At 56.0% G+C, this 22,013-nt stretch carries 22 protein-coding genes; 13 read left to right on the forward strand and 9 right to left on the reverse strand.

Features of this window, described 5'->3' with window-relative positions; genetic code table 11:
* Window positions 1-29 precede the first annotated feature (29 nt).
* The 4 genes from tgt to secF are packed head-to-tail and all read left to right on the forward strand — an operon-like array spanning window position 30 to window position 4,363.
* Window positions 30-1,154: a tRNA guanosine(34) transglycosylase Tgt gene (gene tgt / locus HX773_RS08980; protein WP_176971252.1), complete on the forward strand. Its 1,125-nt coding sequence runs from the start codon at window positions 30-32 to the stop codon at window positions 1,152-1,154.
* Between the two features lie 24 nt (window positions 1,155-1,178).
* Window positions 1,179-1,511 carry a preprotein translocase subunit YajC gene (gene yajC, locus HX773_RS08985; RefSeq protein WP_008103990.1) on the forward strand — a complete coding sequence of 111 codons (333 nt, stop codon included), beginning with the start codon at window positions 1,179-1,181 and terminating at the stop codon, window positions 1,509-1,511.
* A gap of 25 nt (window positions 1,512-1,536) precedes the next feature.
* A complete protein-coding gene (secD, locus tag HX773_RS08990) occupies window positions 1,537-3,384 on the forward strand; it encodes a protein translocase subunit SecD (protein WP_176971253.1) in 1,848 nt (615 codons plus the stop codon).
* Between the two features lie 10 nt (window positions 3,385-3,394).
* Complete coding sequence (secF, locus tag HX773_RS08995; protein WP_176971254.1) at window positions 3,395-4,363, forward strand: protein translocase subunit SecF; 969 nt, start codon at window positions 3,395-3,397, stop codon at window positions 4,361-4,363.
* A gap of 122 nt (window positions 4,364-4,485) precedes the next feature.
* Here the strand turns inward: secF and HX773_RS09000 are convergent, their stop codons facing one another.
* Both HX773_RS09000 and lysM read right to left on the reverse strand, forming a co-directional pair.
* Window positions 4,486-5,049 carry a DUF3251 domain-containing protein gene (locus tag HX773_RS09000; protein ID WP_176971255.1) on the reverse strand — a complete coding sequence of 188 codons (564 nt, stop codon included), beginning with the start codon at window positions 5,047-5,049 and terminating at the stop codon, window positions 4,486-4,488.
* A gap of 14 nt (window positions 5,050-5,063) precedes the next feature.
* Window positions 5,064-5,504: a peptidoglycan-binding protein LysM gene (lysM, locus tag HX773_RS09005; protein ID WP_176971256.1), complete on the reverse strand. Its 441-nt coding sequence runs from the start codon at window positions 5,502-5,504 to the stop codon at window positions 5,064-5,066.
* A 207-nt stretch (window positions 5,505-5,711) separates the two neighbouring features.
* Here lysM and nrdR point away from each other — a divergent pair, with 207 nt between their 5' ends.
* The 5 genes from nrdR (at window position 5,712) to thiL (ending at window position 9,292) form a co-directional block, all read left to right on the forward strand.
* Complete coding sequence (gene nrdR, locus HX773_RS09010; protein WP_008103978.1) at window positions 5,712-6,161, forward strand: transcriptional regulator NrdR; 450 nt, start codon at window positions 5,712-5,714, stop codon at window positions 6,159-6,161.
* A gap of 3 nt (window positions 6,162-6,164) precedes the next feature.
* Window positions 6,165-7,268, forward strand: a complete 1,104-nt coding sequence (ribD, locus tag HX773_RS09015) for a bifunctional diaminohydroxyphosphoribosylaminopyrimidine deaminase/5-amino-6-(5-phosphoribosylamino)uracil reductase RibD (protein WP_176971257.1) — start codon at window positions 6,165-6,167, stop codon at window positions 7,266-7,268.
* 90 nt (window positions 7,269-7,358) lie between these two features.
* Window positions 7,359-7,829, forward strand: a complete 471-nt coding sequence (gene ribE / locus HX773_RS09020; protein ID WP_007887008.1) for a 6,7-dimethyl-8-ribityllumazine synthase — start codon at window positions 7,359-7,361, stop codon at window positions 7,827-7,829.
* A 19-nt stretch (window positions 7,830-7,848) separates the two neighbouring features.
* Window positions 7,849-8,268 carry a transcription antitermination factor NusB gene (gene nusB, locus HX773_RS09025; RefSeq protein ID WP_007887007.1) on the forward strand — a complete coding sequence of 140 codons (420 nt, stop codon included), beginning with the start codon at window positions 7,849-7,851 and terminating at the stop codon, window positions 8,266-8,268.
* 46 nt (window positions 8,269-8,314) lie between these two features.
* A complete protein-coding gene (thiL, locus tag HX773_RS09030) occupies window positions 8,315-9,292 on the forward strand; it encodes a thiamine-phosphate kinase (RefSeq protein ID WP_061717466.1) in 978 nt (325 codons plus the stop codon).
* Between the two features lie 71 nt (window positions 9,293-9,363).
* Here the strand turns inward: thiL and HX773_RS09035 are convergent, their stop codons facing one another.
* From HX773_RS09035 to xseB, 4 genes are all read right to left on the reverse strand, one after another.
* Window positions 9,364-10,338, reverse strand: coding sequence for an aldo/keto reductase (locus HX773_RS09035; protein ID WP_176971258.1), 975 nt, complete (start codon window positions 10,336-10,338; stop codon window positions 9,364-9,366).
* A gap of 91 nt (window positions 10,339-10,429) precedes the next feature.
* Window positions 10,430-12,295, reverse strand: coding sequence for a 1-deoxy-D-xylulose-5-phosphate synthase (dxs, locus tag HX773_RS09040; protein ID WP_176971259.1), 1,866 nt, complete (start codon window positions 12,293-12,295; stop codon window positions 10,430-10,432).
* A 19-nt stretch (window positions 12,296-12,314) separates the two neighbouring features.
* Complete coding sequence (ispA, locus tag HX773_RS09045; RefSeq protein ID WP_176971260.1) at window positions 12,315-13,214, reverse strand: (2E,6E)-farnesyl diphosphate synthase; 900 nt, start codon at window positions 13,212-13,214, stop codon at window positions 12,315-12,317.
* Window positions 13,214-13,456, reverse strand: coding sequence for an exodeoxyribonuclease VII small subunit (gene xseB / locus HX773_RS09050; RefSeq protein ID WP_176971261.1), 243 nt, complete (start codon window positions 13,454-13,456; stop codon window positions 13,214-13,216). The genes ispA and xseB overlap by 1 nt, the downstream gene beginning before the upstream one ends.
* A gap of 236 nt (window positions 13,457-13,692) precedes the next feature.
* Between xseB and thiI the strand changes: the two genes are divergently transcribed.
* A complete protein-coding gene (thiI, locus tag HX773_RS09055) occupies window positions 13,693-15,141 on the forward strand; it encodes a tRNA uracil 4-sulfurtransferase ThiI (RefSeq protein WP_176971262.1) in 1,449 nt (482 codons plus the stop codon).
* Window positions 15,142-15,255: 114 nt separating this feature from the next.
* Here the strand turns inward: thiI and yajL are convergent, their stop codons facing one another.
* Window positions 15,256-15,864 carry a protein deglycase YajL gene (gene yajL / locus HX773_RS09060; RefSeq protein WP_154191751.1) on the reverse strand — a complete coding sequence of 203 codons (609 nt, stop codon included), beginning with the start codon at window positions 15,862-15,864 and terminating at the stop codon, window positions 15,256-15,258.
* Window positions 15,818-16,738: a 2-dehydropantoate 2-reductase gene (panE, locus tag HX773_RS09065; protein ID WP_176971263.1), complete on the reverse strand. Its 921-nt coding sequence runs from the start codon at window positions 16,736-16,738 to the stop codon at window positions 15,818-15,820. The genes yajL and panE overlap by 47 nt, the downstream gene beginning before the upstream one ends.
* A gap of 125 nt (window positions 16,739-16,863) precedes the next feature.
* On the opposite strand from panE, the gene HX773_RS09070 reads away from it, so the two are divergent.
* Window positions 16,864-17,355 (forward strand): YajQ family cyclic di-GMP-binding protein, encoded by a 492-nt coding sequence (locus HX773_RS09070; RefSeq protein WP_008103954.1) that lies wholly within the window; start codon window positions 16,864-16,866, stop codon window positions 17,353-17,355.
* On the opposite strand, the gene HX773_RS09075 is transcribed toward HX773_RS09070, so the two are convergent.
* Window positions 17,352-19,124, reverse strand: a complete 1,773-nt coding sequence (locus HX773_RS09075; protein ID WP_176971264.1) for a sigma-54-dependent Fis family transcriptional regulator — start codon at window positions 19,122-19,124, stop codon at window positions 17,352-17,354. The genes HX773_RS09070 and HX773_RS09075 overlap by 4 nt on opposite strands.
* 275 nt (window positions 19,125-19,399) lie before the next feature.
* Between HX773_RS09075 and HX773_RS09080 the strand changes: the two genes are divergently transcribed.
* Both HX773_RS09080 and adhP read left to right on the forward strand, forming a co-directional pair.
* On the forward strand, window positions 19,400-20,920 hold the full coding sequence (locus HX773_RS09080) for an aldehyde dehydrogenase family protein (RefSeq protein ID WP_176971265.1): 1,521 nt from the start codon (window positions 19,400-19,402) through the stop codon (window positions 20,918-20,920).
* Between the two features lie 30 nt (window positions 20,921-20,950).
* Window positions 20,951-21,991, forward strand: a complete 1,041-nt coding sequence (gene adhP / locus HX773_RS09085) for an alcohol dehydrogenase AdhP (RefSeq protein ID WP_370463593.1) — start codon at window positions 20,951-20,953, stop codon at window positions 21,989-21,991.
* Window positions 21,992-22,013 lie beyond the last annotated feature (22 nt).

Raw genomic sequence — 22,013 nt, forward strand, 5'->3', positions numbered from 1 at the left:
TCAGACTGTTTCTCTGATCAGAGGTTAATGTGAAATTTGAATTAGATACTACCGACGGGCGCGCGCGCCGTGGCCGTCTGGTCTTTGATCGTGGCGTTGTTGAAACCCCGGCATTTATGCCGGTGGGCACCTACGGCACGGTGAAAGGCATGACGCCGGAAGAAGTGAAAGAGACCGGCGCGCAGATCCTGCTTGGCAACACCTTCCACCTGTGGCTGCGCCCAGGTCAGGAGATCATGAAGCTGCACGGCGACCTGCACGATTTCATGAACTGGCAAGGGCCGATCCTTACCGATTCCGGCGGCTTCCAGGTGTTCAGCCTTGGCGATATCCGTAAGATCACCGAAGCGGGCGTGCACTTCCGTAACCCGATCAACGGCGACCCGATTTTCCTCGATCCGGAAAAGTCGATGGAGATTCAGTTCGATCTCGGCTCTGACGTGGTGATGATCTTCGACGAATGTACGCCTTATCCGGCGGATTGGGATTATGCCAAACGTTCAATGGAGATGTCGTTACGCTGGGCACAACGCAGCCGTGACCGCTTCGATTCGCTCGGCAATAAAAATGCATTATTCGGCATTATTCAGGGCGGTGTTTACGAAGATTTACGAGATGTCTCGGTTAAAGGTCTGGTAGAGATTGGCTTTGATGGGTACGCTGTGGGCGGCCTGGCGGTGGGTGAACCTAAAGAGGACATGCACCGAATCCTGGAGCACGTCTGTCCGCAAATTCCGCAAGACAAACCGCGTTATTTGATGGGCGTCGGCAAGCCAGAAGATCTGGTGGAAGGCGTTCGCCGCGGTATCGATATGTTTGACTGCGTTATGCCAACGCGCAATGCGCGCAATGGTCATCTGTTTGTTACCGATGGCGTGGTGAAAATTCGTAATGCCCGGTATAAAGATGACACCGCAACGCTGGATGCAGAGTGTGATTGTTACACCTGTCGCAATTATAGCCGCGCCTACTTGCATCATCTTGATCGCTGTAACGAAATACTGGGCGCACGCCTGAATACGATTCACAATCTGCGCTATTACCAGCGTTTGATGGCCGGTTTACGTAATGCTATCGAAGAGGGTAAATTAGAGCACTTTGTTAGCGAGTTCTACCAACGGACGGGGAAGGCGGTTCCTCCGCTGAACGTCTGATAATTCATCAATGAGGGAAATTTAATGAGCTTTTTCATTTCTGACGCCGTAGCCGCAGCAGGCGCACCGTCTCAGGGAAGTCCGTATTCTCTGGTGATCATGCTGGTGGTATTTGGTCTGATCTTCTACTTCATGATTCTGCGTCCGCAGCAGAAGCGTACTAAAGATCACAAGAAGCTGATGGATTCCATCTCTAAAGGTGATGAAGTGCTGACCAGCGGTGGTTTAGTTGGCCGTGTGACCAAAGTGGCAGAAACTGGCTATGTTTCTATTGCCCTGAACGACACCACTGAAGTAGTTGTTAAACGTGATTTCGTGGCCGCCGTTCTGCCGAAAGGTACTTTGAAGGCGCTGTAATTTTTTCTTCCCGAAGGGAACTGCCGTGTTAAACCGTTATCCTTTGTGGAAGTACATCATGCTGGTCGTCGTGATTCTCGTCGGCCTGCTCTATGCGCTTCCTAACCTTTATGGTGAGGATCCGGCCGTTCAGATCACTGGTGCGCGCGGTGGCGCCGCCAGTGAGCAAACGTTGGATCAGATCCAGACCGTATTAAAACAAGACAATATCGAGAGCAAATCCCTCGCTCTGGAAAATGGTGCCATTCTGGCCCGCTTTGCGACTCAGGATGTGCAGCTGCGCGCGCGTGATGCACTCACCAACGCGCTGGGCGAAGACTACATTGTGGCACTCAACCTCGCGCCGGCAACGCCTCGCTGGCTGAGCATGCTGGCCGCGGAACCGATGAAACTCGGTCTTGATCTGCGCGGCGGCGTTCACTTCCTGATGGAAGTGGATATGGATACGGCTCTGGGCAAACTGCAAGAGCAGAACGCCGACAGCCTGCGCAGCGATCTGCGCGACAAAAGCATTCCGTATACCACCGTTAATAAAATCGCGAACTACGGCGTAGAAGTGCGTTTCCGTGACGGCGCCAGCCGTGACGCGGCAATCAGCTACTTGTCTACTCGCCACCGCGATCTGGTGATCTCAAGCCAGGGCAGCGATGCGTTGCGTGCGGTGATGAGCGATGCGCGCCTGAGCGAAGCGCGTGAATATGCGGTGCAGCAAAACATCACCATTCTGCGTAACCGTGTAAACCAACTTGGCGTTGCCGAACCGCTTGTGCAGCGTCAGGGTTCTGACCGCATCGTGGTGGAACTGCCGGGTATTCAGGACACCGCGCGCGCCAAAGAGATTCTGGGCGCAACTGCCACGCTGGAATTCCGTCTGGTGAACACCAGCGTGGATCCAACCGCAGCGGCCAGCGGCCGTGTGCCAGGCGATTCGGAAGTGAAGAAAACCCGCGAAGGGCAGCCAGTGGTGCTGTACAAGCGTGTGATTCTGACCGGTGATCACATTACCGATTCCACGTCGAGCATGGATGAGTACAACCAGCCGCAGGTGAACATTTCACTGGATGGCGCCGGCGGCAACATGATGTCGAACTTCACCAAGGACAACATCGGTAAGCCGATGGCGACCCTGTTTGTGGAGTACAAAGACAGCGGGAAGAAAGATGCCAACGGCCGTTCGATTCTGGTGAAACAGGAAGAAGTGATTAACGTGGCGAACATTCAGTCGCGCCTCGGTAACAGCTTCCGTATCACCGGCATCAACAATCCAAACGAAGCACGTCAGCTGTCGCTGCTGCTGCGCGCGGGTGCGTTGATTGCGCCAATCCAGATTGTAGAAGAGCGTACTATCGGCCCAACCATGGGTCAGCAGAACATCACACAAGGCCTCGAAGCCTGCCTGTGGGGTTTGATTGCCTCGATCCTGTTCATGGTGGTGTTCTACAAGAAGTTTGGTCTTATCGCGACCAGCGCACTGCTGTGTAACCTGGTGCTGATTGTCGGCATCATGTCACTGCTGCCAGGCGCGACGCTCACCATGCCGGGTATTGCCGGTATCGTGTTGACGCTGGCGGTTGCGGTCGATGCTAACGTGTTGATTAACGAACGTATTAAAGAAGAGTTGCGTAACGGACGCTCGGTACAGCAGGCGATTCATGAAGGCTATAAAGGCGCCTTCTCCAGTATCGTCGACGCCAACGTCACTACGCTGATCAAAGTTATCATTCTTTATGCGGTCGGTACCGGTTCAATCAAAGGCTTTGCGATTACCACGGCTATCGGTATCGCAACCTCAATGTTTACCGCTATCGTCGGCACCCGTGCCATCGTTAACCTGGTGTACGGCGGCAAACGCATCAACAAGCTGTCTATCTGAGGAGTGCGTTGTGGCACAGGAATATAGTATTGAGCAGCTAAATCACGGGCGTAAAGTCGTCGACTTTATGCGCTGGGATCGGCTGGCTTTCATCATCTCCGGTTTGCTGATTGTGGCGTCTATCGCCATTATCGGTGTGCGAGGCTTCAACTGGGGCCTCGACTTTACCGGCGGAACGGTGATTGAGATTAACCTGGAAAAACCGGCGGATCTCGACGCGCTGCGCGAAGGTTTGGTGAAAGCGGGCTTTGAAGAGCCGCTGGTGCAGAACTTTGGTAGCAGCCGTGATGTGATGGTGCGTATGCCTCCGGCCACCGGCAATGCCGGTACCGAATTGGGCAACAAAGTGCTGGCGTCTATCAACCAGACCACACAGCAAAACGCCACCGTGAAACGTATCGAGTTCGTTGGCCCAAGCGTGGGTAGCGATCTGGCGCAGGCCGGTGCGATGGCGCTGCTGTCAGCGCTGATTGCGATTTTGATCTACATCGGCTTCCGCTTTGAGTGGCGTTTAGCGCTCGGCACCGTACTGGCGCTGGCGCACGATGTGATCATCACCTGCGGCATCTTGTCGCTGGCGCACGTCGAAATCGATCTGACCATTGTCGCTTCACTGATGTCGGTCATTGGTTACTCGCTTAACGATAAGATCGTAGTCTCCGACCGTATTCGTGAGAACTTCCGCAAGATTCGCCGCGGTTCTTCTTACGACATCACCAACGTGTCGCTGACCCAAACGCTGAGCCGTACCTTGATCACCTCCATCACTACGCTGGCGATGATCATGATCCTGTTCGTGTTTGGTGGTGCGTTGCTGAAAGGCTTCTCACTGACCATGCTGATCGGTGTCACCATCGGTACCATTTCATCGATTTATGTCTCTTCAGCGCTGGCGTTGAAACTCGGCATGAAGCGTGAACATATGCTGGTGCAGAAAGTAGAAAAAGAGGGCGCAGATCAGCCTTCGATTCTGCCGTAACGCGGAGTCAGAAAGTAAACGGGCTGCCATTGGCAGCCCGTTTTTTTATGCCTGTCGATCAGGACATCGTGCACAGCGGTCACCATAAATGGCGACCCTACAAATGCGAGTAGCGTGCATATTCAAGGTCCGGTTTTGTTGACAGCGGTTCCTTCCACATCGTGCACGCGCACGTAGCCGAGTTGCTCCGGGGTTAACCCGCTGAGTCGCAGCGGCACGCTAACGGAACTGCGTGGCATTAACTCTGCGGGAACCTCGATGGTCTGGCTCAGGCTGCCCGCGTTAAGCGGTTTGCCGCTGGCCGGATCCATTTCGCCCCATACCACGGTCGCGCGCAGTGCCGGAATCGGCTGGTCATCGGTTGAGCGGATATTCAGGTTGGCGCGACTGCCGCTGGCTTCACCCGCCACCTGCGAGAGCGACAAACGCAATTTACCCAGCTGCGTCTGCAACTCCACCGGCGTATTGGCTTGCGGCAACAGCCACGCGCCCTGGGTAGATTGGCTGTTCAGCTGTCCCTGAATCTCCAGCGCCGTTGCCTGATTGGTCAGCTTGCGCATCTGCTGATTAAGCTGACTCACTTCCTGATGCAACTCTTTGACCTGCGGTGAAACCGGCGTTGAACTGCAACCACTGAGAACCAGCAAAGAGAGTGCTGCCGGAGCCCAAAACGTCCTGATCGTCATGCAATGTCCTTTCTTTATTCGGGAATTCGTAAAACCTGGCCAGGGTAGATCTTATCAGGATGCGTCAGCATTGGCTTGTTCGCCTCGAAAATCTTGTTGTATTGATTAGGATTTCCGTAGACCTCTTTCGATACCGCACTCAAGGTATCGCCTTTTTTCACGGTGTAGAACTGCGCGGGCGTAGCGGCATCGCTGGTGGTGACTTTATCATCCACCTTGGTGATGCCCGCGACGTTACCGGCTGCCACCAGAATCTTCTCTTTTAACTCCTGAGAGATGCCATCACCGGTCACGGTAACGGTATCGCCTTTGACATCCACCTTCACCTTATCGCTGTCGGGCAAACCGAGTTTGTTGATGTGATCCTGCAATTTCTTGCTGGCATCGTCGCCACCGCCACTGACGGCATCCCACAGTTTTTCTCCAGCATCTTTCACGAAATCAAACAGACCCATACATCCTCCAGATTTTTATGATGTTGGCCAGCCTTGCTGGCGGCTCTCTAAGCGTAGTGGTTTTTTGACGAGGGAACATGAGGGAGATGTCTTGCATTTGGCTTAACGTCACAAACTGGGATTCACACATTATGTGCCACACACATACATTTTGTGGCGCGATCGCGCTACACTGTGTGGCCTATTTATCTCGCATCAGGAAGCCTCATGCATTGCCCATTCTGCTCCGCTGTGGACACCAAAGTGATTGATTCTCGTCTGGTTAGTGAAGGATCGTCGGTGCGTCGCCGTCGTCAGTGTCTGGTGTGTCATGAGCGTTTTACCACCTTTGAAGTGGCGGAGCTGGTGATGCCGCGCGTGGTAAAAAGCAACGATGTGCGTGAACCCTTCAATGAAGACAAGCTCAGCAGCGGCATGATTAAGGCGCTGGAAAAACGCCCCGTCAGCGCCGATGCAGTTGAAAGCGCGGTCAATCATATTAAAACCCAGCTGCGTGCCACTGGCGAACGCGAAGTGCCAAGCGCGCTAATCGGCAATCTGGTGATGGATGAGCTGAAAAAACTCGATAAAGTCGCCTACATTCGCTTTGCCTCGGTTTATCGCAGCTTCGAAGATATTCGCGATTTTGGTGAAGAGATCGCCCGCCTACAGGACTAATCCATGACTGACGAACGCTATATGGCGCGCGCGCTGGAACTGGCGCGCCGCGGACGCTTTACCACCACACCTAATCCCAACGTCGGCTGTGTGATTGTGCGCGAAGGCGAGATTGTCGGCGAAGGCTGGCATCAGCGCGCCGGCGAACCGCATGCCGAAGTGCATGCGCTGCGTATGGCGGGCGAACGTGCCGCGGGTGCAACCGCGTATGTCACGCTGGAACCTTGTAGTCATCATGGACGCACGCCGCCGTGCTGCGATGCGCTGATTGCCGCAGGCGTGACGCGCGTGGTCGCCGCGATGCAGGATCCCAATCCGCAGGTGGCGGGACGTGGACTTTACCGTTTACAGCAGGCGGGCATCGACGTCAGTCATGGCCTGATGATGAACGAAGCGGAAGCGCTGAACCGGGGTTTTCTGAAACGCATGCGCACCGGATTTCCGTGGATCCAGTTGAAACTCGGCGCATCGCTTGATGGCCGCACCGCGATGGCGAGTGGCGAAAGTCAGTGGATCACCTCCGCGGCCGCAAGGCGCGATGTGCAACGTTTGCGCGCCCAGAGTTCAGCTATTCTTAGCACCAGCGCCACGGTGTTGGCGGACAATCCGTCGCTCACGGTGCGCTGGAGTGAATTGAATGAAGAGGTGCGTGCGCAGCTCGACGAAAGACAGCTGCGTCAGCCGGTGCGCGTGGTGATTGACAGCCAACAGCGCGTCACGCCGCAACACCGTTTGATTGACCAGCCAGGCGAAACCTGGCTGATGCGCAGCGAGCCCGATCAACAAGCGTGGCCCGCCAGCGTCACCCAGATTGCGGTGCCGCAGCGTGGTGAACAGCTTGATCTGGTGGCGATGATGATGTTGCTCGGCCAGCGGCAGATCAACAGCGTGTGGGTAGAAGCGGGTGCCGGATTAGCGGGCGCTTTGCTGCAAGCGGGCTTGGTGGATGAGCTGATCGTTTACATGGCACCGAAGCTGTTAGGGAATGCCGCACGCGGCCTGTGCACGCTGCCGGGACTGGAACAGCTGGCCGATGCGCCGACCCTGAATTTTAGCGATGTGCGCCTGGTCGGCGAGGACCTGCGACTGACGCTGACGCCGCGCTGAAAGGGCGCGGAAAAGCCTGAGCGCGTCGCCAAAGAGTATGATAGAATCCGCCCCCTTCTGCGGGGCCATAAAACAACCCAAAGGATATGTATGAAAGTTATCGAAGCTCCTGTTGCCACGCCTGATGCAAACATTGCCATCGTAATTGCGCGTTTTAACAACTTCATTAATGACAGCCTGCTGGACGGCGCGATTGACGCACTTAAGCGCATCGGCCAGGTGAAAGCAGATAACATCACCGTTGTCTGGGTTCCAGGTGCATACGAACTGCCGCTGGCAGCACGCGCACTGGCGAAAGCCGGTAAGCACGACGCCATTGTTGCGTTGGGCACTGTCATCCGTGGCGGCACCGCACATTTCGAATATGTGGCCGGTGAAGCCAGCTCGGGCATTGCGCACGTCGCGATGACCAGCGAAATCCCGGTGACCTTCGGCGTGTTGACCACTGAAAATATCGAGCAGGCGATTGAACGCGCCGGCACGAAAGCAGGTAATAAAGGTGCCGAAGCGGCCCTGACTGCACTCGAAATGATCAACGTATTGAAAGCCATCAAAGCCTGATTTTTGTAAGGGGAATTTTGTGAAACCTGCTGCTCGTCGTCGCGCCCGTGAGTGCGCTGTCCAGGCGCTTTACTCCTGGCAGCTGTCTAAGAACGACATTGCCGATGTGGAATACCAGTTTCTGGCGGAACAAGACGTCAAAGACGTCGATATTAGCTATTTCCGCGAATTGCTGGCCGGTGTGGCGACTAACAGCGCGTACCTGGACGGTCTGATGAAGCCTTACCTGTCGCGTCAGCTGGAAGAGCTGGGCCAGGTAGAAAAAGCCATCCTGCGTATTTCGCTGTATGAGCTGAGCAAGCGTTCTGATGTGCCTTATAAAGTGGCCATCAACGAAGGCATCGAGTTGGCAAAAGTGTTTGGTGCTGAAGACAGCCACAAATTCGTCAACGGTGTCCTCGACAAAGCTGCCCCGCAAATTCGACCCAATAAAAAATAGTTTTAAAGGCCGGTTTTCCGGCCTTTTTCTCATTGAGACCTGACTTATGTCTTGTGGTGAATTCGAACTGATCGCACGTTACTTTAACCGCGTCACCAGCTCCCGCCGCGATGTGGAGAAAGGAATTGGTGACGACTGCGCGTTACTCAATGTGCCAGAAAAACAGACACTTGCCATCAGCACCGACACGCTGGTTGCGGGCGTCCACTTCTTACGTGATATCCATCCCGCCGATCTCGGCTACAAAGCTGTCGCCGTTAATCTCAGCGATTTAGCCGCCATGGGCGCCGATCCGGCCTGGCTGACGCTGGCATTAACGCTGCCTGAAATCGATGAAGAGTGGGTGGCGGCCTTTAGCGACAGCCTGTTTGAGCTGCTGGATTATTACGATATGCAGCTGATTGGCGGCGATACCACGCGCGGACCGCTGAGCATGACGCTCGGTATTCACGGTTTAGTGCCGGTGGGAAGGGCGCTGAAACGTTCGGGTGCGAAGCCAGGCGACTGGATTTTCGTCACCGGCACCCTGGGTGACAGCGCGGCCGGTTTATCGCTGCTGCAGCATCGCCATCGCCTGAACGATCCGGCGGTGCACGAAGCGTTGATCAAACGCCATTTGCGTCCGATGCCGCGTGTGCTGCAAGGCCAGGCGCTGCGTGGTCTGGCGACCTCGGCGATCGACATCTCTGATGGTCTGATTTCCGATCTCGGCCATGTGCTGACCGCCAGCCGCGTTGGCGCTCGCATCAATCTCGACGCGTTACCGCTTTCAGCGGCCCTGCGCGATCACTTCGAGCCTGAGCTGGTGCTGAAATGGGCGTTGAGCGGCGGCGAAGATTACGAGCTGTGCTTTACCGTGCCAGAAGTGAACCGCGGCGCGCTCGACGTGGCGCTCGGCCATTTTGGTGTGCCTTATACCTGTATTGGGCAGATTGCACCGGAATCGGAAGGGCTGAGTTTGCTGGAGAACGGCAAGCCGCGCAGTGTAGATGTGAAAGGGTTTGATCACTTCGGTGTTAAGTGAGAAGCGGTGGCCATAAATGGCCACTCTACAAAACCCGTAGGGTCGCCATTTATGGCGACCTGGTTCCTGAATCACTCAAATCCCACCACCGGATGCGGTTGATATACCGTTTCCAGCTCGGCAATCTCATTCTCACTCAACTCCACATCCACTGCTTTCACCAGCTCGGCGAACTGCTGCTCGCGCGAGGCACCAATGATCGGCGCGGTGACCGCCGGTTTATGTAATAGCCACGCCAGCGCCACCTGCGCGCGCGTCACGCCTTTATCGGCGGCAACGTTAGCCAGACGCTCGGCAATCGCCGCATCGTTCTCTTCGGTGCCGGTATACAGCTTCTCCATCACATTATCCGATACCGAACGCGCGGTGGTTTCGCCCCACGGACGCGTAAGTTTACCGCGCGCCAGCGGGCTCCACGGCAGCACCGCGATCCCTTCGCGCTGACACAGCGGATGCATGTCATTCTCTTCTTCACGCTGAATCAGGTTGTACTGATCCTGCATGCTGACAAAGCGTGCCCAGTTATTTTGCTTCTGCAGATCCAGCGCCTGAGCAAACTGCGATGCGTGCATTGATGATGCGCCGATGTAACGCGCCTTGCCGGATTTCACCACTTCATGCAGCGCTTCCAGCGTCTCTTCAATCGGCGTGTCGTAATCCCAGCGGTGAATCTGCAGCAGATCGACATACTCCATGCCAAGGCGTGACAGGCTGTCATCAATCGATTGCAGGATATTCTGACGCGACAAGCCTTGTGACAGATTGCTCAGCGGGAAATAGACCTTAGTGGCGACCACAACTTGATCGCGGCGGGCAAAATCTTTCAGCGCGCGGCCCACGATCTCTTCGCTGCTGCCATCGGAATAGCTGTTGGCGGTATCGAAGAAGTTGATGCCGGCTTCCAGAGCCTGCTTGATCAACGGTCGGCTGCTCTCTTCGGGCAGCGTCCACGCGTGATTGCCGCGCGTGGGATCGCCGTAAGTCATGCAGCCTAAACAGAGACGCGAAACCTGTAAGTCGGTCTGGCCTAAGGGAATGGTTTTCATGTATTTGGGCTCCTGCTCTTATGCTTGAGGGAAATCGTTCCCTAAGCATAGCAGCAGGCTCGCTCACCGGGCGGTGAGCGAGTCGGGCAGATTACTGGGCGAGCCAGTCAGCGATTTGCTGCTGAATACCGGCGGCATCCAGCTGATAATCCTGACGGACTTCTTCCTGGGTACCTTGCGGGATGAACTCATCCGGCAGGCCGAGGTTGAGAACCGGCACGCGCAGGCGTTTTGCCATCACATACTCGTTGACGCCGCTACCGGCGCCGCCTTTGATGGCGCCTTCTTCCAGCGTAACCAGCGAATCGTGGCTGGCCGCCAGCTCGGCAATCAATGCTTCATCGAGTGGCTTCACAAAACGCATGTCCACCAGCGTGGCATTCAGCGCTTCCGCAGCGGCAGCGGCTTCTGGCAGTAAAGTACCGAAGTTAAGGATCGCCAGCTTTTCGCCGCGGCGCTTCACAATACCTTTGCCCAGCGGCAAGCTCGCCAGCGGTTCCAGCGTAGCGCCGGTGCCGGTGCCGCGCGGGTAACGCACCGCACTTGGGCCAGCCTGATAGTGATATCCGGTGTACAGCATCAGACGACATTCGTTTTCGTCGCTTGGCGTCATGATCACCATCTCTGGCACGCAGCGTAAGAACGCGATATCAAATGCGCCCTGATGAGTTTGACCGTCCGCGCCGACAATGCCGCCGCGATCGATAGCAAACAGCACCGGCAATTTCTGGATGGCGACGTCGTGGATCAGCTGATCGTAGGCGCGCTGCAGGAAGGTTGAGTAGATCGCCACAACCGGTTTGTAACCACCAATCGCCATACCCGCCGCGAACGTCACGGCGTGCTGTTCGGCAATCGCCACATCAAAATATTGCTGCGGATAATCGCGTGAGTAGCTCACCATGCCCGAACCTTCGCGCATCGCTGGCGTGACCGCCATCAGGCGAGCATCGTCAGCCGCCATTTCGCTCAGCCAGTTGCCGAAAATCTTCGAGTAGCTTGGCAAGCCCGGCACGCTTTTCGGCAGCGCTAAGCTGGCGGGATCGAATTTCGGTACCGCATGCCAGGTGATCGGATCTTCTTCCGCCGGGGCATAACCTTTGCCCTTTTTGGTCATGATGTGCAGGAACTGCGGACCTTTCAGATCGCGCATGTTCTTCAAGGTGCTCACCAGCGTCAGTACGTCGTGGCCATCCACCGGACCGATATAGTTAAAGCCCAGCTCTTCAAACAGCGTGCCCGGCACCACCATGCCTTTCAGGTGCTCTTCGGTGCGCTTCACCAGCTCTTTAATCGGCGGCAAACCGCCCAATACACGCTTGCCGCCTTCGCGCAGGCGTGAATAGGTTTTCCCGGAGAGAATCTGTGCCAGGCGATTGTTGAGTGCACCCACGTTCTCGGAGATCGACATCTCGTTATCGTTGAGGATCACCAGCATATCCGGCTTGATGTCACCGGCGTGGTTCATGGCTTCAAACGCCATGCCGGCGGTGATCGCGCCATCACCAATAATACAGGCGGTGCGGCGGCCTTTGCCTTCACGTTCGGCGGCAACCGCCATGCCAAGCCCGGCGCTGATCGAGGTGGAGGAGTGACCCACGCTCAGCACGTCGTACTCACTCTCACCGCGCCACGGGAACGGATGCAGGCCATTTTTCTGGCGGATGGTGCCGATGCGATCGCGGCGTCCGGTCAGAATTTTGTGCGGATAGGCCTGATGGCCTACGTCCCACACCAGATGATCAAAGGGGGTGTTATAAACATAATGCAGCGCCACTGTTAGCTCGACGACGCCCAGACCCGATGCAAAGTGGCCGGAAGATCGGCTCACGCTATCCAGCAGATACTGACGCAGTTCGTCACACAGCTCCGGAAGTTTTTCTTTCGGTAGTAAACGTAATTCCTGAACCGTGTTGGCTAACGCCAGTGTCGGGTATTTTGCAATATCAAAACTCATCAGAGACTCATTATGAAAGTTATTTATCGCGTTCAATTATGAAGCTTGCCAGCGCTTGTAAGGCGATTGTGTTGTAAGACTGTGCCGCCAGAATATCGAGCGCGCCGAGCGCCTCTTGATAAAGATCCCATGCTTTACTGCGGGCGTTTTCCAGCCCCATCAATGCAGGATAGGTGCTTTTACCCAATGCCTGATCCGCGCCCTGTGTTTTCCCTAACACGGCGGTATCGCCGACCACATCGAGGATGTCGTCCTGCACCTGAAACGCCAGTCCGATGGCATTGGCGTAGGTATCCAGCACCGGCAGCGCAGCGCGGCCACGATCGCCGGCGGCTAATGCGCCAAGACGTACCGCGGCACGAATTAACGCGCCGGTTTTATGACGGTGAATCTGTTCCAGCTGCGCCAGATCGATGCTTTTACCTTCAGCTGCCAAATCCAGTGCCTGACCGCCGCACATGCCTGCCACGCCGCTGGCCTGCGCCAGTTCGGAAATCATCGCAATACGCGCGTCGGCGCTGACGCCGGGCATTGGCTGATCGGCCAGAATCGAAAAGGCCAGAGTTTGCAGAGCATCGCCGGCGAGAATCGCCGTGTCTTCACCATATTTAATATGGCAGGTTGGCTGCCCGCGGCGTAACGCATCGTCATCCATCGCCGGCAGATCGTCATGAATCAGGGAATAAGCATGGATGCATTCCACGGCCGCAGCCGGCACATCGAGGCTGGCCGCATCGGCCTTTAGCATTTCGCCTGTTGCGTACACCAGAAAGGGACGCAGACGCTTACCGCCTAATAATGCCCCATACTCCATGGCATTAACCAGAGGAGAACTCTGAAAAGGAAGTGGATCTATTAAGCGCGTCAATGCCTGATTGACGCGTTGATGGTACGCGCTCAGCAGTTTAGCGAAATCCATTACTCATTTTCCGGGGTAAAAGGGGCGAGGGCGGCATCTTTCTCGTCGCTGAGCAGGATTTGCACGCGCTGCTCCGCCTGCTGCAGGGTTTGCTGACCGGTACGTGCCAATTGTACGCCGCGTTCGAATTCGTTCAGCGCCTGCTCCAGCGGCAGCTCGCCACTTTCCAGGCGGCTGACAATCTGTTCCAGCTGCTGCAATGCGCTTTCAAAACTGGCGGGCGCTTCGGCTTTTTTCGGCATAATCAGTGTCGACTCACAGGTTAGGACATTATCTTGCAATCGGTCATGGTAGCCGACAGGGATTAATTAGCAAAATAATGAATGTGACTGCGGTTGCAGAAGCAGTCACCCATCAAAGGTGATATACTTTTGCGCCTCGGATGCGGGGGCTCCTGAATCAACCCGCAATTATATGATTTTAACAGCTAAGTGCCGATGCTTTTAGCACTTATTTGCCCAAACGAACCCCTGTCGCCATGAAGTTTATCATCAAGCTGTTCCCAGAAATCACCATCAAAAGTCAGTCGGTGCGTCTGCGCTTTATCAAAATTCTTACCAGCAGCATTCGTAATATCCTGCGCACCGTCGATGAAGACATTAAAGTGGTGCGTCACTGGGACCACATCGAATTGCGTTCCAAAAATGAGTCGCTGCGTGAAACCATCGTTACCGAATTAACGCGCATTCCGGGTATTCACCATGTGCTGGCGGTGGAAGATCGCGCCTACACCGATATGCACGACATCTTCGAGCAGACGCTGGTGCTGAACCGCGAGCGTCTGGAAGGCAAAAGCTTCTGCGTGCGCGTGAAGCGTCGCGGCAAGCACAGCTTCAGCTCGCAGGATGTGGAACGCTACGTTGGCGGCGGCCTTAATCAGCACATCGCCAGCGCGCGCGTGCAGCTCAATCGCCCGGATGAAACGGTTAATCTGGAGATCGACGACGATCGCCTGCTGCTGATCACCGCACGCTATGAAGGCTTAGGCGGTTTCCCGATTGGTACCCAGGAAGATGTTCTGTCACTGATTTCCGGCGGTTTCGACTCCGGCGTGTCGAGCTACATGCTGATGCGTCGCGGCTGCCGCGTGCATTACTGCTTCTTCAACCTTGGCGGTGCGGCACACGAGATTGGCGTGCGTCAGGTTGCGCATTACCTTTGGCAGCGCTTTGGTCGCTCACACCGCGTACGTTTCGTGGCGATCAACTTCGAGCCGGTAGTCGGTGAGATTCTGGAAAAAGTGGACGACGGCCAAATGGGCGTGGTGCTGAAGCGCATGATGGTGCGTGCGGCGTCGATGGTGGCGGAACGTTACGGCGTGCAGGCGCTGGTGACCGGCGAAGCGCTGGGCCAGGTTTCCAGCCAGACGCTGACCAACCTGCGTTTGATCGATAACGCCTCCGATACGCTGATTCTGCGTCCGCTGATCTCCCATGACAAAGAGCACATCATCGATGTGGCGCGTAAGATCGGCACCGAAGATTTTGCCCGCACCATGCCAGAATATTGCGGCGTGATTTCGAAAAGCCCAACCGTTAAAGCGGTGAAGGGCAAGATCGAAGCGGAAGAGCAGAACTTCGATTTCGAGATCCTTAATCGCGTTGTGCAGGAAGCCAGCAACGTCGATATCCGTGAAATCGCCGAGCAGACGGAAGAAGAAGTGGTGGAAGTTGAAACCGTTGACTCTTTCACCCGCAACGACGTGGTGCTGGATATCCGTTCGGCCGATGAGCAGGACGCGAATCCGCTGATCGTCGAAGGCGTTGAAGTGAAAACGTTGGCGTTCTACAAACTCAGCACCCAGTTTGGCGATCTGGACCAGAGTAAAACCTGGCTGCTGTATTGCGATCGCGGTGTGATGAGTCGTCTGCAGGCGCTCTATCTGCATGAGCAGGGCTTCAAAAACGTGAAGGTTTATCGTCCATAAGCGATAAACCGTAGCGGAGCGATTAATCGCGCGTATTTCATGCGACATCAGTGTTGCAGTGAAATGCGCAATAAATTGCGCCGCTACAATCATGTGCAGCTTGTTGTAACAACGTTACCGCTCTTCAAACTCCTGATAATTATAAATTCCCGCCGCCAGCACCAGCTGTGAAGCCACTTCACGCGCGGTCTCTTTATCCACCAGCAAATCAATCAGCTTCAACGCAAAATCAATTGCGGTGCCCGGTCCCTGGCTGGTCAGCAGGTTAACGCGCGGATCCCACACCACGCGGCGTTCCATCCATTTGCTGTCGGGAATGGTGTCACGCAGGCCGGGAAAACCGGTCATATTACCGACCGGAAACAGATCGTGCGGGACCAAAACCGTACCCGGCGCGGCACAAATCGCCGCCACAATCTTGCTGGAGAGATGGAACTGGCGCACGGTTTCCACCAGCAGCGGGCTGTCGCGGAAGGTTTCCGCGCCTTTCAAACCGCCGGGCAGCACAATCGCATCGTAGTCGTTATCCGCCACCTCAACCAAAGGCGCATCCGCCAGCAGCCGCACACCGCGCGAACAGACGATCTCGCGCGTGCCATCGCTCTCCACGCTGGCGGTGGTGACGCTTAATCCGCCGCGTACCAGCAAATCGATAGTGGTGACCGCTTCGGTCTCTTCACTTCCATGTGCCAGGCAAACCAGAACCGATGCGTTCGCGCTCATAATGGGACTCCTTACGTTTAATCAGATCGTACAAACGGGTATTTTCCGGCAGTGAAATGCCCTGCGCGCGGGCGCGACGCAGCAGGTAGCCGGTGATGTAATCAATTTCGGTCAGACGTTGCGCCCGCACATCCTGCAGCATTGATGAGGTATTGGCGGCGGTGCTATCGATCACGTCGTAAATGATGTCGCGCAGATTATCCACCGCCATGTGCTGGCCTTCGCGCTCCATCACCCAGGCGATCTCTTCGCACAGCAGCGCGACTTGTTCCGGCCAGGCGCGCAGTGCACCGTTCTGGCAATCGTGCTCAACGGTCATTGGATTGATCACGCAGTTGATTGCCAGCTTGCGCCAGCTGGCGGCGGCGATGTTGTCATGCCAGGCCACATCCGGCAGCGCCTGATGCAGAATATCGGCGATATCGCTCAGCGCGGCGCTCTCACGATTGGCAGGACCGATATGGGTGATGCCGTGCGCGATATGCTTGATCACCGTGCCGTCGCGCATTGCGGCGTGCGTGGTGATGCCGCGTAGCAGCGGCTGACGCAGATCTTTCAGCTCTTCCAGCGTTCCCATGCCGTTATGCAGCAGCAGAATTGGCGCATGTGGCGGCAGCACGCTTTGCAGGTTTTTCACCGCAGGTGAAACCTGTGGCGCTTTGAGCGTCACCAGTAACAGCTGGCTTTCGGCGAGGAACAGCGGATCGTTGGCAATGAAGGTGTGATTGCTCACCTGGCCTTGCGGATCGACCACGTTGGCGGAGCAATACGGCTGCGGCACACGTAACCAACCCTGCACCTCATGTCCCTGACGGGCGAGAGCGGCGAGCCAAATTTGACCTAAGGCGCCACACCCCAACACGGTAATTTTCATTTTGCCTCCCGTGGGCGGGTTCCTGTTTTCACGTTACGAGTAAGTATAGCTTTCCGCGTATCGTGTTTTATTAGCGCCACAAGACGCGTATTATGCATGTCACTTTAGTATCAGGAGAAGAAAAGATGCCATCTTTCGATATCGTTTCCGAAGTCGAATTGTCGGAAGTGCGAAATGCCGTGGAGAATGCGAGCCGCGAGATCTCAACCCGTTTCGATTTCCGTAACGTGAGTGCAACCATTGAGCTCAACGAAAAGAACGAGACCATCAAACTCAGCAGCGAATCTGATTTCCAGGTCAAACAGCTGGTGGATATTCTGCGCGAAAAGCTGCTGAAGCGTGGCATTGAAGGCGCGGCGATTGAAGTGCCAGAAGAGATCGTGCACAGCGGTAAAAGCTGGTCGGTGGAAGCCAAGCTGAAGAAAGGTATCGAAAGCGATATCGCGAAAAAGCTGGTGAAGCTGATTAAAGACAGCAAGCTGAAAGTACAGACGCAGATTCAGGGTGAAGAACTGCGCGTAACCGGTAAGTCACGCGACGACCTGCAAGGTGCGATGGCGCTGGTGCGCGGTGGCAACCTCGGTCAGCCTTTCCAGTTCAAAAACTTCCGCGACTAATCGCGTTTGTCGCGCGCCGCACGACGATAAAGCGTGCTGCGCGCGACGCCTAAGGCTTCCGCCGTTTTACTAATATTGCCCTTGAAGCGCTGCAGCGTTTCGCTGATCAACCGCTCATCATGACTCTGCCGATCGGGCTGTGGCTGCACTGCCGCACGACGATACTCTGCCGGTAAATGCACCTCTGTCACTTCCTCACCTTCATCCGCCAGCGCCAGCAGCACGCGTAACAAGCTGCGCAACTGCCGCACATTGCCCGGCCACGGCAGCTGCGCCAGAGCCGTCAGCAGCGCCGGTGAGAGTTGAATGTCGCGATCCGCGCCGCCCAGCTCCAACCATAAACGGCTGATAAAACCCTCTACTTCCGGCCAGTCGCGCAGCGGCGGAATGGTCATCGAAAATTCCTGCAGGCGATAGAGCAAATCTTCGCGGAATTCGCCTTCGGCGACGCGCTGTGCCAAATCGCGGTGCGTGGCGCTGATCACCGCGAAATTCACCGGCCAGCTGCGGCTGGATCCGAGCGGCGCGACCTCTTTCTCCTGCAATACGCGCAGCAAGCGGGTTTGCAGCGCCAGCGGCATATCGCCAATTTCATCGAGAAACAGCACGCCGCCATCCGCTTCACGGATTTTGCCGATATAGCCATTCTTGCTCGCGCCGGTGAACGCGCCGGGTTGATAGCCAAACAGCTCAGATTCAATCAGCGCTTCGGGGATGGCCGCGCAGTTAATGGCGACGAATTTGCCTTCGCGCCAGCGGCTCTGCTGATGCAGGGCGCGGCTGACATACTCTTTGCCGCTGCCGGTTTCGCCGTGAATGCACAGTGAAACGCCGGCATTGAGCAGCCGTACCATCTTCTCGCCATCGCGGCCCAGCGAGAAAGGCAGATCGCTGGCGGGTTCGCTCGGCGTGGCAAAATGGCTGCGCTGCGGTGCCCGCAGGCGAAAATAGTAGCGCTGCGTGGCGTAATCGAGCGGAACCGGAATGGTGTTGGCGTGCTGCTGCTGTTGCGGGAACAGTTGTTGAAAAGTCACGCTGCCGAGTTGCCCGACGCTCAGCGCCAGTTCGCGCATCGCCAGACGATTGGCGGCGGTCAGAACGTTATCCGAGAACACCAGCAGCAGTTCATCGCTGGTATCGATGCCCTGCGGCTGCAGATGCAGGCTCATCAACCATTGCTGCGGATGCAGGCTTTGCTTCACCCACAGATATTCGATCTGTTTCGCCGCCGCTTTCACCCAGCTAAAGGTTTGCGGATGCGGGAAGTGCGCCGGGCCGGAAATATCCAGCACGCCCGCAATTTGGCCGTTCGGCATTTGCAGCGGCATCGCCGCACAGTACAAACCTTGATTAAGCGTCAGGAAGTGCTGATGACCTTGAATCTCGCAGCCATCATCAATCGCCAGCGCGGTGCCAATCGCATTGGTGCCGCGCCCGCATTCACTCCACAAATTGCCTGGTGCCAGCGCATAACGTTGGGCTTTTTCCATCGAAGGCATATCGCCAAAGGTATTGAGCACCAAACCGGTGGCATCCGACAGAATCACCACCGATTGCTTCTCGGCCAGTTTCTGCGCCAGTTGTTTGATTACCGGCTGCGCGAACTGCTGCAGCCCGGCATTGCTGGCGAGTACATCGGCCAGTTCACCCTGGCGAACACGCGGAAAATCATCGGCGGTGCGATCGAGGCCATACAGCTGGCTACGAAACCAGGAGTCGCTTAACAGCGGATTGGCGTTAACGGCAGACGCGGATGGATTTCCCTGCATTGATGACCTCATGCCCAAGTGAAAGTGTTGCGACATTGTAGCGGGTCGGTTTCTGTACTGTTGCGATACGCAACACAGATGGTGAACTTTTCTGCACAACATGCGCAGGTCATGCCGTGCAACGTTTTTTAACTTAATGATAATATTGGTTTTTTAACAAATAATCGGCTGATGGAAAAAGCTGGCACGTCCGCTGCAATAGCTCCTTTGACAGCACGTTCTCTGGATGGCAACTGAGCCTTCAGATTATCTGACCCTACATAAAGGAGTTTGCGATGCGTTATGCACATCCCGGCACGCCCGGCGCTTTGGTTTCATTTCAGGCGACTTACGGCAACTACATTGCGGGCAAATTCGTCGAGCCGCTCAACGGCCAATACTTCACTAACACTTCGCCTGTGAATGGCAGCGATATCGCGCAATTCCCGCGTTCGGATGCGCGCGATATCGATTTAGCGCTGGATGCGGCGCATCAGGCGGCCGATGCCTGGGGAAAAACCAGCGTGCAGCATCGTGCCAACATCCTGTTGCAGGTGGCGGATCGCATTGAGGCCAATCTCGAAAAACTGGCGGTGGCGGAGAGCTGGGATAACGGTAAACCGATCCGCGAAACTCTGAACGCCGATCTGCCGCTGGCGGTGGATCACTTCCGTTACTTCGCCGGTTGCCTGCGTGCGCAAGAGGGCAGCACCGCGGAGATCGATGAAACCACCGTGGCGTATCACTTCCATGAACCGCTCGGCGTGGTTGGGCAGATCATTCCGTGGAACTTCCCGCTGTTAATGGCGGCGTGGAAACTGGCGCCAGCGTTAGCTGCGGGCAACTGTGTGGTGCTGAAACCGGCGGAACAGACACCGCTCGGCATTACGCTGCTGATGGAGGTGATTGGCGATCTGTTCCCGGCGGGCGTGTTGAATGTGGTGCAGGGCTTTGGTCGTGAAGCGGGTGAAGCGCTGGCGACCAGCAAACGCATCGCCAAAATCGCCTTCACCGGTTCAACGCCGGTGGGGCGTCACATCATGGCCTGCGCTGCTGAAAATATTATTCCCTGCACCGTTGAGCTGGGCGGCAAGTCACCGAATATCTACTTTGCTGATGTGATGGACGGCGAGGATGAGTTTATTGAGAAGGCGGTGGAAGGTTTAGTGCTCGGCTTCTTCAATCAGGGCGAAGTCTGTACCTGTCCGTCGCGTGCCTTGATCCATGAATCGATCTATCAACCCTTTATGGATCGCGTGATGACTAAGGTGGCGAACATCCGTCGCGGCGATCCGCTCGATACTGACACCATGATTGGTGCGCAGGCTTCACGCCAGCAATTCGATAAAATCCTGTCGTATATCAACATCGCACGCGACGAAGGCGGGCAGATTCTCACCGGTGGCGATCGCGCCAGCATGGCCACTGAACTGAATGATGGATTCTACATTCAGCCGACCTTAATCAAAGGAACTAACCAGATGCGCTGTTTCCAGGAGGAGATTTTTGGGCCGGTGATTGGTGTCACCACCTTTAAGGATGAGGCAGAAGCGCTCGCCATCGCCAACGAAACCCAGTTTGGCCTTGGCGCGGGCGTATGGACGCGCGATACCAATCTGGCTTATCGCATGGGACGCGGCATCAAAGCCGGGCGCGTCTGGACCAACTGCTATCATATCTATCCCGCTCACGCGGCATTCGGCGGCTACAAGCAATCGGGTGTCGGCCGTGAGACGCACAAAATGGCGCTTAACGCCTATCAACAAACCAAAAATCTGCTGGTTAGCTATGGCACCGCGCCTTTGGGCCTGTTCTAAGTCCGCATCCGATCAAATGGAGAGTGAAAGATGAATATGCAAATCAAAACCACCATGAAAGCCGCCGTTGTGAAGTCTTTTGGTGAACCGTTAGTGATTGAGCAGGTGCCGGTGCCGCAGGTCGGGCCGGGGCAGATTTTAGTGAAAATCGCGGCTACCGGCGTGTGCCATACCGATCTCCACGCAGCCGAAGGCGACTGGCCGATTAAACCCAATCCACCGTTTATTCCGGGCCACGAAGGTGTGGGCCAGATTGTGGCGCTGGGCGAGGGCGTTAAGCACCTGAAAATGGGCGATCGCGTCGGTGTACCTTGGCTCTATTCGGCGTGCGGTCACTGCGAACACTGTCTGGATAGCTGGGAAACGCTGTGTCTGTCGCAGCAGAATGCCGGTTATTCAGTGAATGGCAGCTTCGCGGAATATTGCCTCGCCGATGCCAACTATGTCGGCATCATTCCGGATAACGTCGATTACAACGAAATCGCACCGATCCTCTGTGCCGGCGTCACCGTGTATAAAGGGCTGAAAATGACCGACACCAAACCCGGCGATTGGGTGGTGATTTCCGGTATCGGCGGTTTAGGGCATATGGCGGTGCAGTACGCGGTTGCCATGGGCCTGAACGTGGCGGCGGTGGATATCGATGATGACAAGCTGGCGTTCGCTAAACGTCTCGGTGCCAGCGTGGTGGCGAATGCGAAAAATGTCGACCCGGCCAAAGTATTCCAGGAGAGTTTTGGCGGCGCGCATGGCGTGCTGGTCACGGCGGTTTCACCGAAAGCGTTTGAACAGGCGATTGGTACGCTGCGTCGTGGCGGCACCATGGTGCTGAACGGTTTGCCGCCGGGCAAATTCGATCTGTCGATTTTCGATATGGTGTTGGACGGCATTACGGTGCGCGGTTCCATTGTGGGTACGCGCAAAGATCTGCAGGAAGCGCTGGATTTCGCCGGTCGTCACAAGGTGAAAGCCACCGTGGCGGTAGAGCCGCTGACTAACATCAACGATATCTTCGCGCGGATGCACGCTGGCAAGATTGAAGGGCGCATCGTGGTGGATATGTCGCTGTAACAAAAAGCCCGACGCGATGGTC

It is taken from the genome of Pantoea sp. B9002 (assembly GCF_013385945.1).
GTDB lineage: Bacteria > Pseudomonadota > Gammaproteobacteria > Enterobacterales > Enterobacteriaceae > Pantoea.

What these genes read in the sequence shown, in the direction of transcription:
- HX773_RS09000 (WP_176971255.1), bottom strand. Translation starts at nt 5,049, where the DNA reads ATGACGATCAGGACGTTTTGGGCTCCGGCAGCACTCTCTTTGCTGGTT.
- HX773_RS09080 (WP_176971265.1), top strand. Translation starts at nt 19,400, where the DNA reads ATGCGTTATGCACATCCCGGCACGCCCGGCGCTTTGGTTTCATTTCAG.
- adhP (WP_370463593.1), top strand. Translation starts at nt 20,951, where the DNA reads ATGAATATGCAAATCAAAACCACCATGAAAGCCGCCGTTGTGAAGTCT.
- HX773_RS09035 (WP_176971258.1), bottom strand. Translation starts at nt 10,338, where the DNA reads ATGAAAACCATTCCCTTAGGCCAGACCGACTTACAGGTTTCGCGTCTC.
- panE (WP_176971263.1), bottom strand. Translation starts at nt 16,738, where the DNA reads ATGAAAATTACCGTGTTGGGGTGTGGCGCCTTAGGTCAAATTTGGCTC.
- thiL (WP_061717466.1), top strand. Translation starts at nt 8,315, where the DNA reads ATGTCTTGTGGTGAATTCGAACTGATCGCACGTTACTTTAACCGCGTC.
- nrdR (WP_008103978.1), top strand. Translation starts at nt 5,712, where the DNA reads ATGCATTGCCCATTCTGCTCCGCTGTGGACACCAAAGTGATTGATTCT.
- dxs (WP_176971259.1), bottom strand. Translation starts at nt 12,295, where the DNA reads ATGAGTTTTGATATTGCAAAATACCCGACACTGGCGTTAGCCAACACG.
- ispA (WP_176971260.1), bottom strand. Translation starts at nt 13,214, where the DNA reads ATGGATTTCGCTAAACTGCTGAGCGCGTACCATCAACGCGTCAATCAG.
- thiI (WP_176971262.1), top strand. Translation starts at nt 13,693, where the DNA reads ATGAAGTTTATCATCAAGCTGTTCCCAGAAATCACCATCAAAAGTCAG.
- HX773_RS09070 (WP_008103954.1), top strand. Translation starts at nt 16,864, where the DNA reads ATGCCATCTTTCGATATCGTTTCCGAAGTCGAATTGTCGGAAGTGCGA.
- ribE (WP_007887008.1), top strand. Translation starts at nt 7,359, where the DNA reads ATGAAAGTTATCGAAGCTCCTGTTGCCACGCCTGATGCAAACATTGCC.
- HX773_RS09075 (WP_176971264.1), bottom strand. Translation starts at nt 19,124, where the DNA reads ATGCAGGGAAATCCATCCGCGTCTGCCGTTAACGCCAATCCGCTGTTA.
- yajL (WP_154191751.1), bottom strand. Translation starts at nt 15,864, where the DNA reads ATGAGCGCGAACGCATCGGTTCTGGTTTGCCTGGCACATGGAAGTGAA.
- yajC (WP_008103990.1), top strand. Translation starts at nt 1,179, where the DNA reads ATGAGCTTTTTCATTTCTGACGCCGTAGCCGCAGCAGGCGCACCGTCT.
- ribD (WP_176971257.1), top strand. Translation starts at nt 6,165, where the DNA reads ATGACTGACGAACGCTATATGGCGCGCGCGCTGGAACTGGCGCGCCGC.
- xseB (WP_176971261.1), bottom strand. Translation starts at nt 13,456, where the DNA reads ATGCCGAAAAAAGCCGAAGCGCCCGCCAGTTTTGAAAGCGCATTGCAG.
- lysM (WP_176971256.1), bottom strand. Translation starts at nt 5,504, where the DNA reads ATGGGTCTGTTTGATTTCGTGAAAGATGCTGGAGAAAAACTGTGGGAT.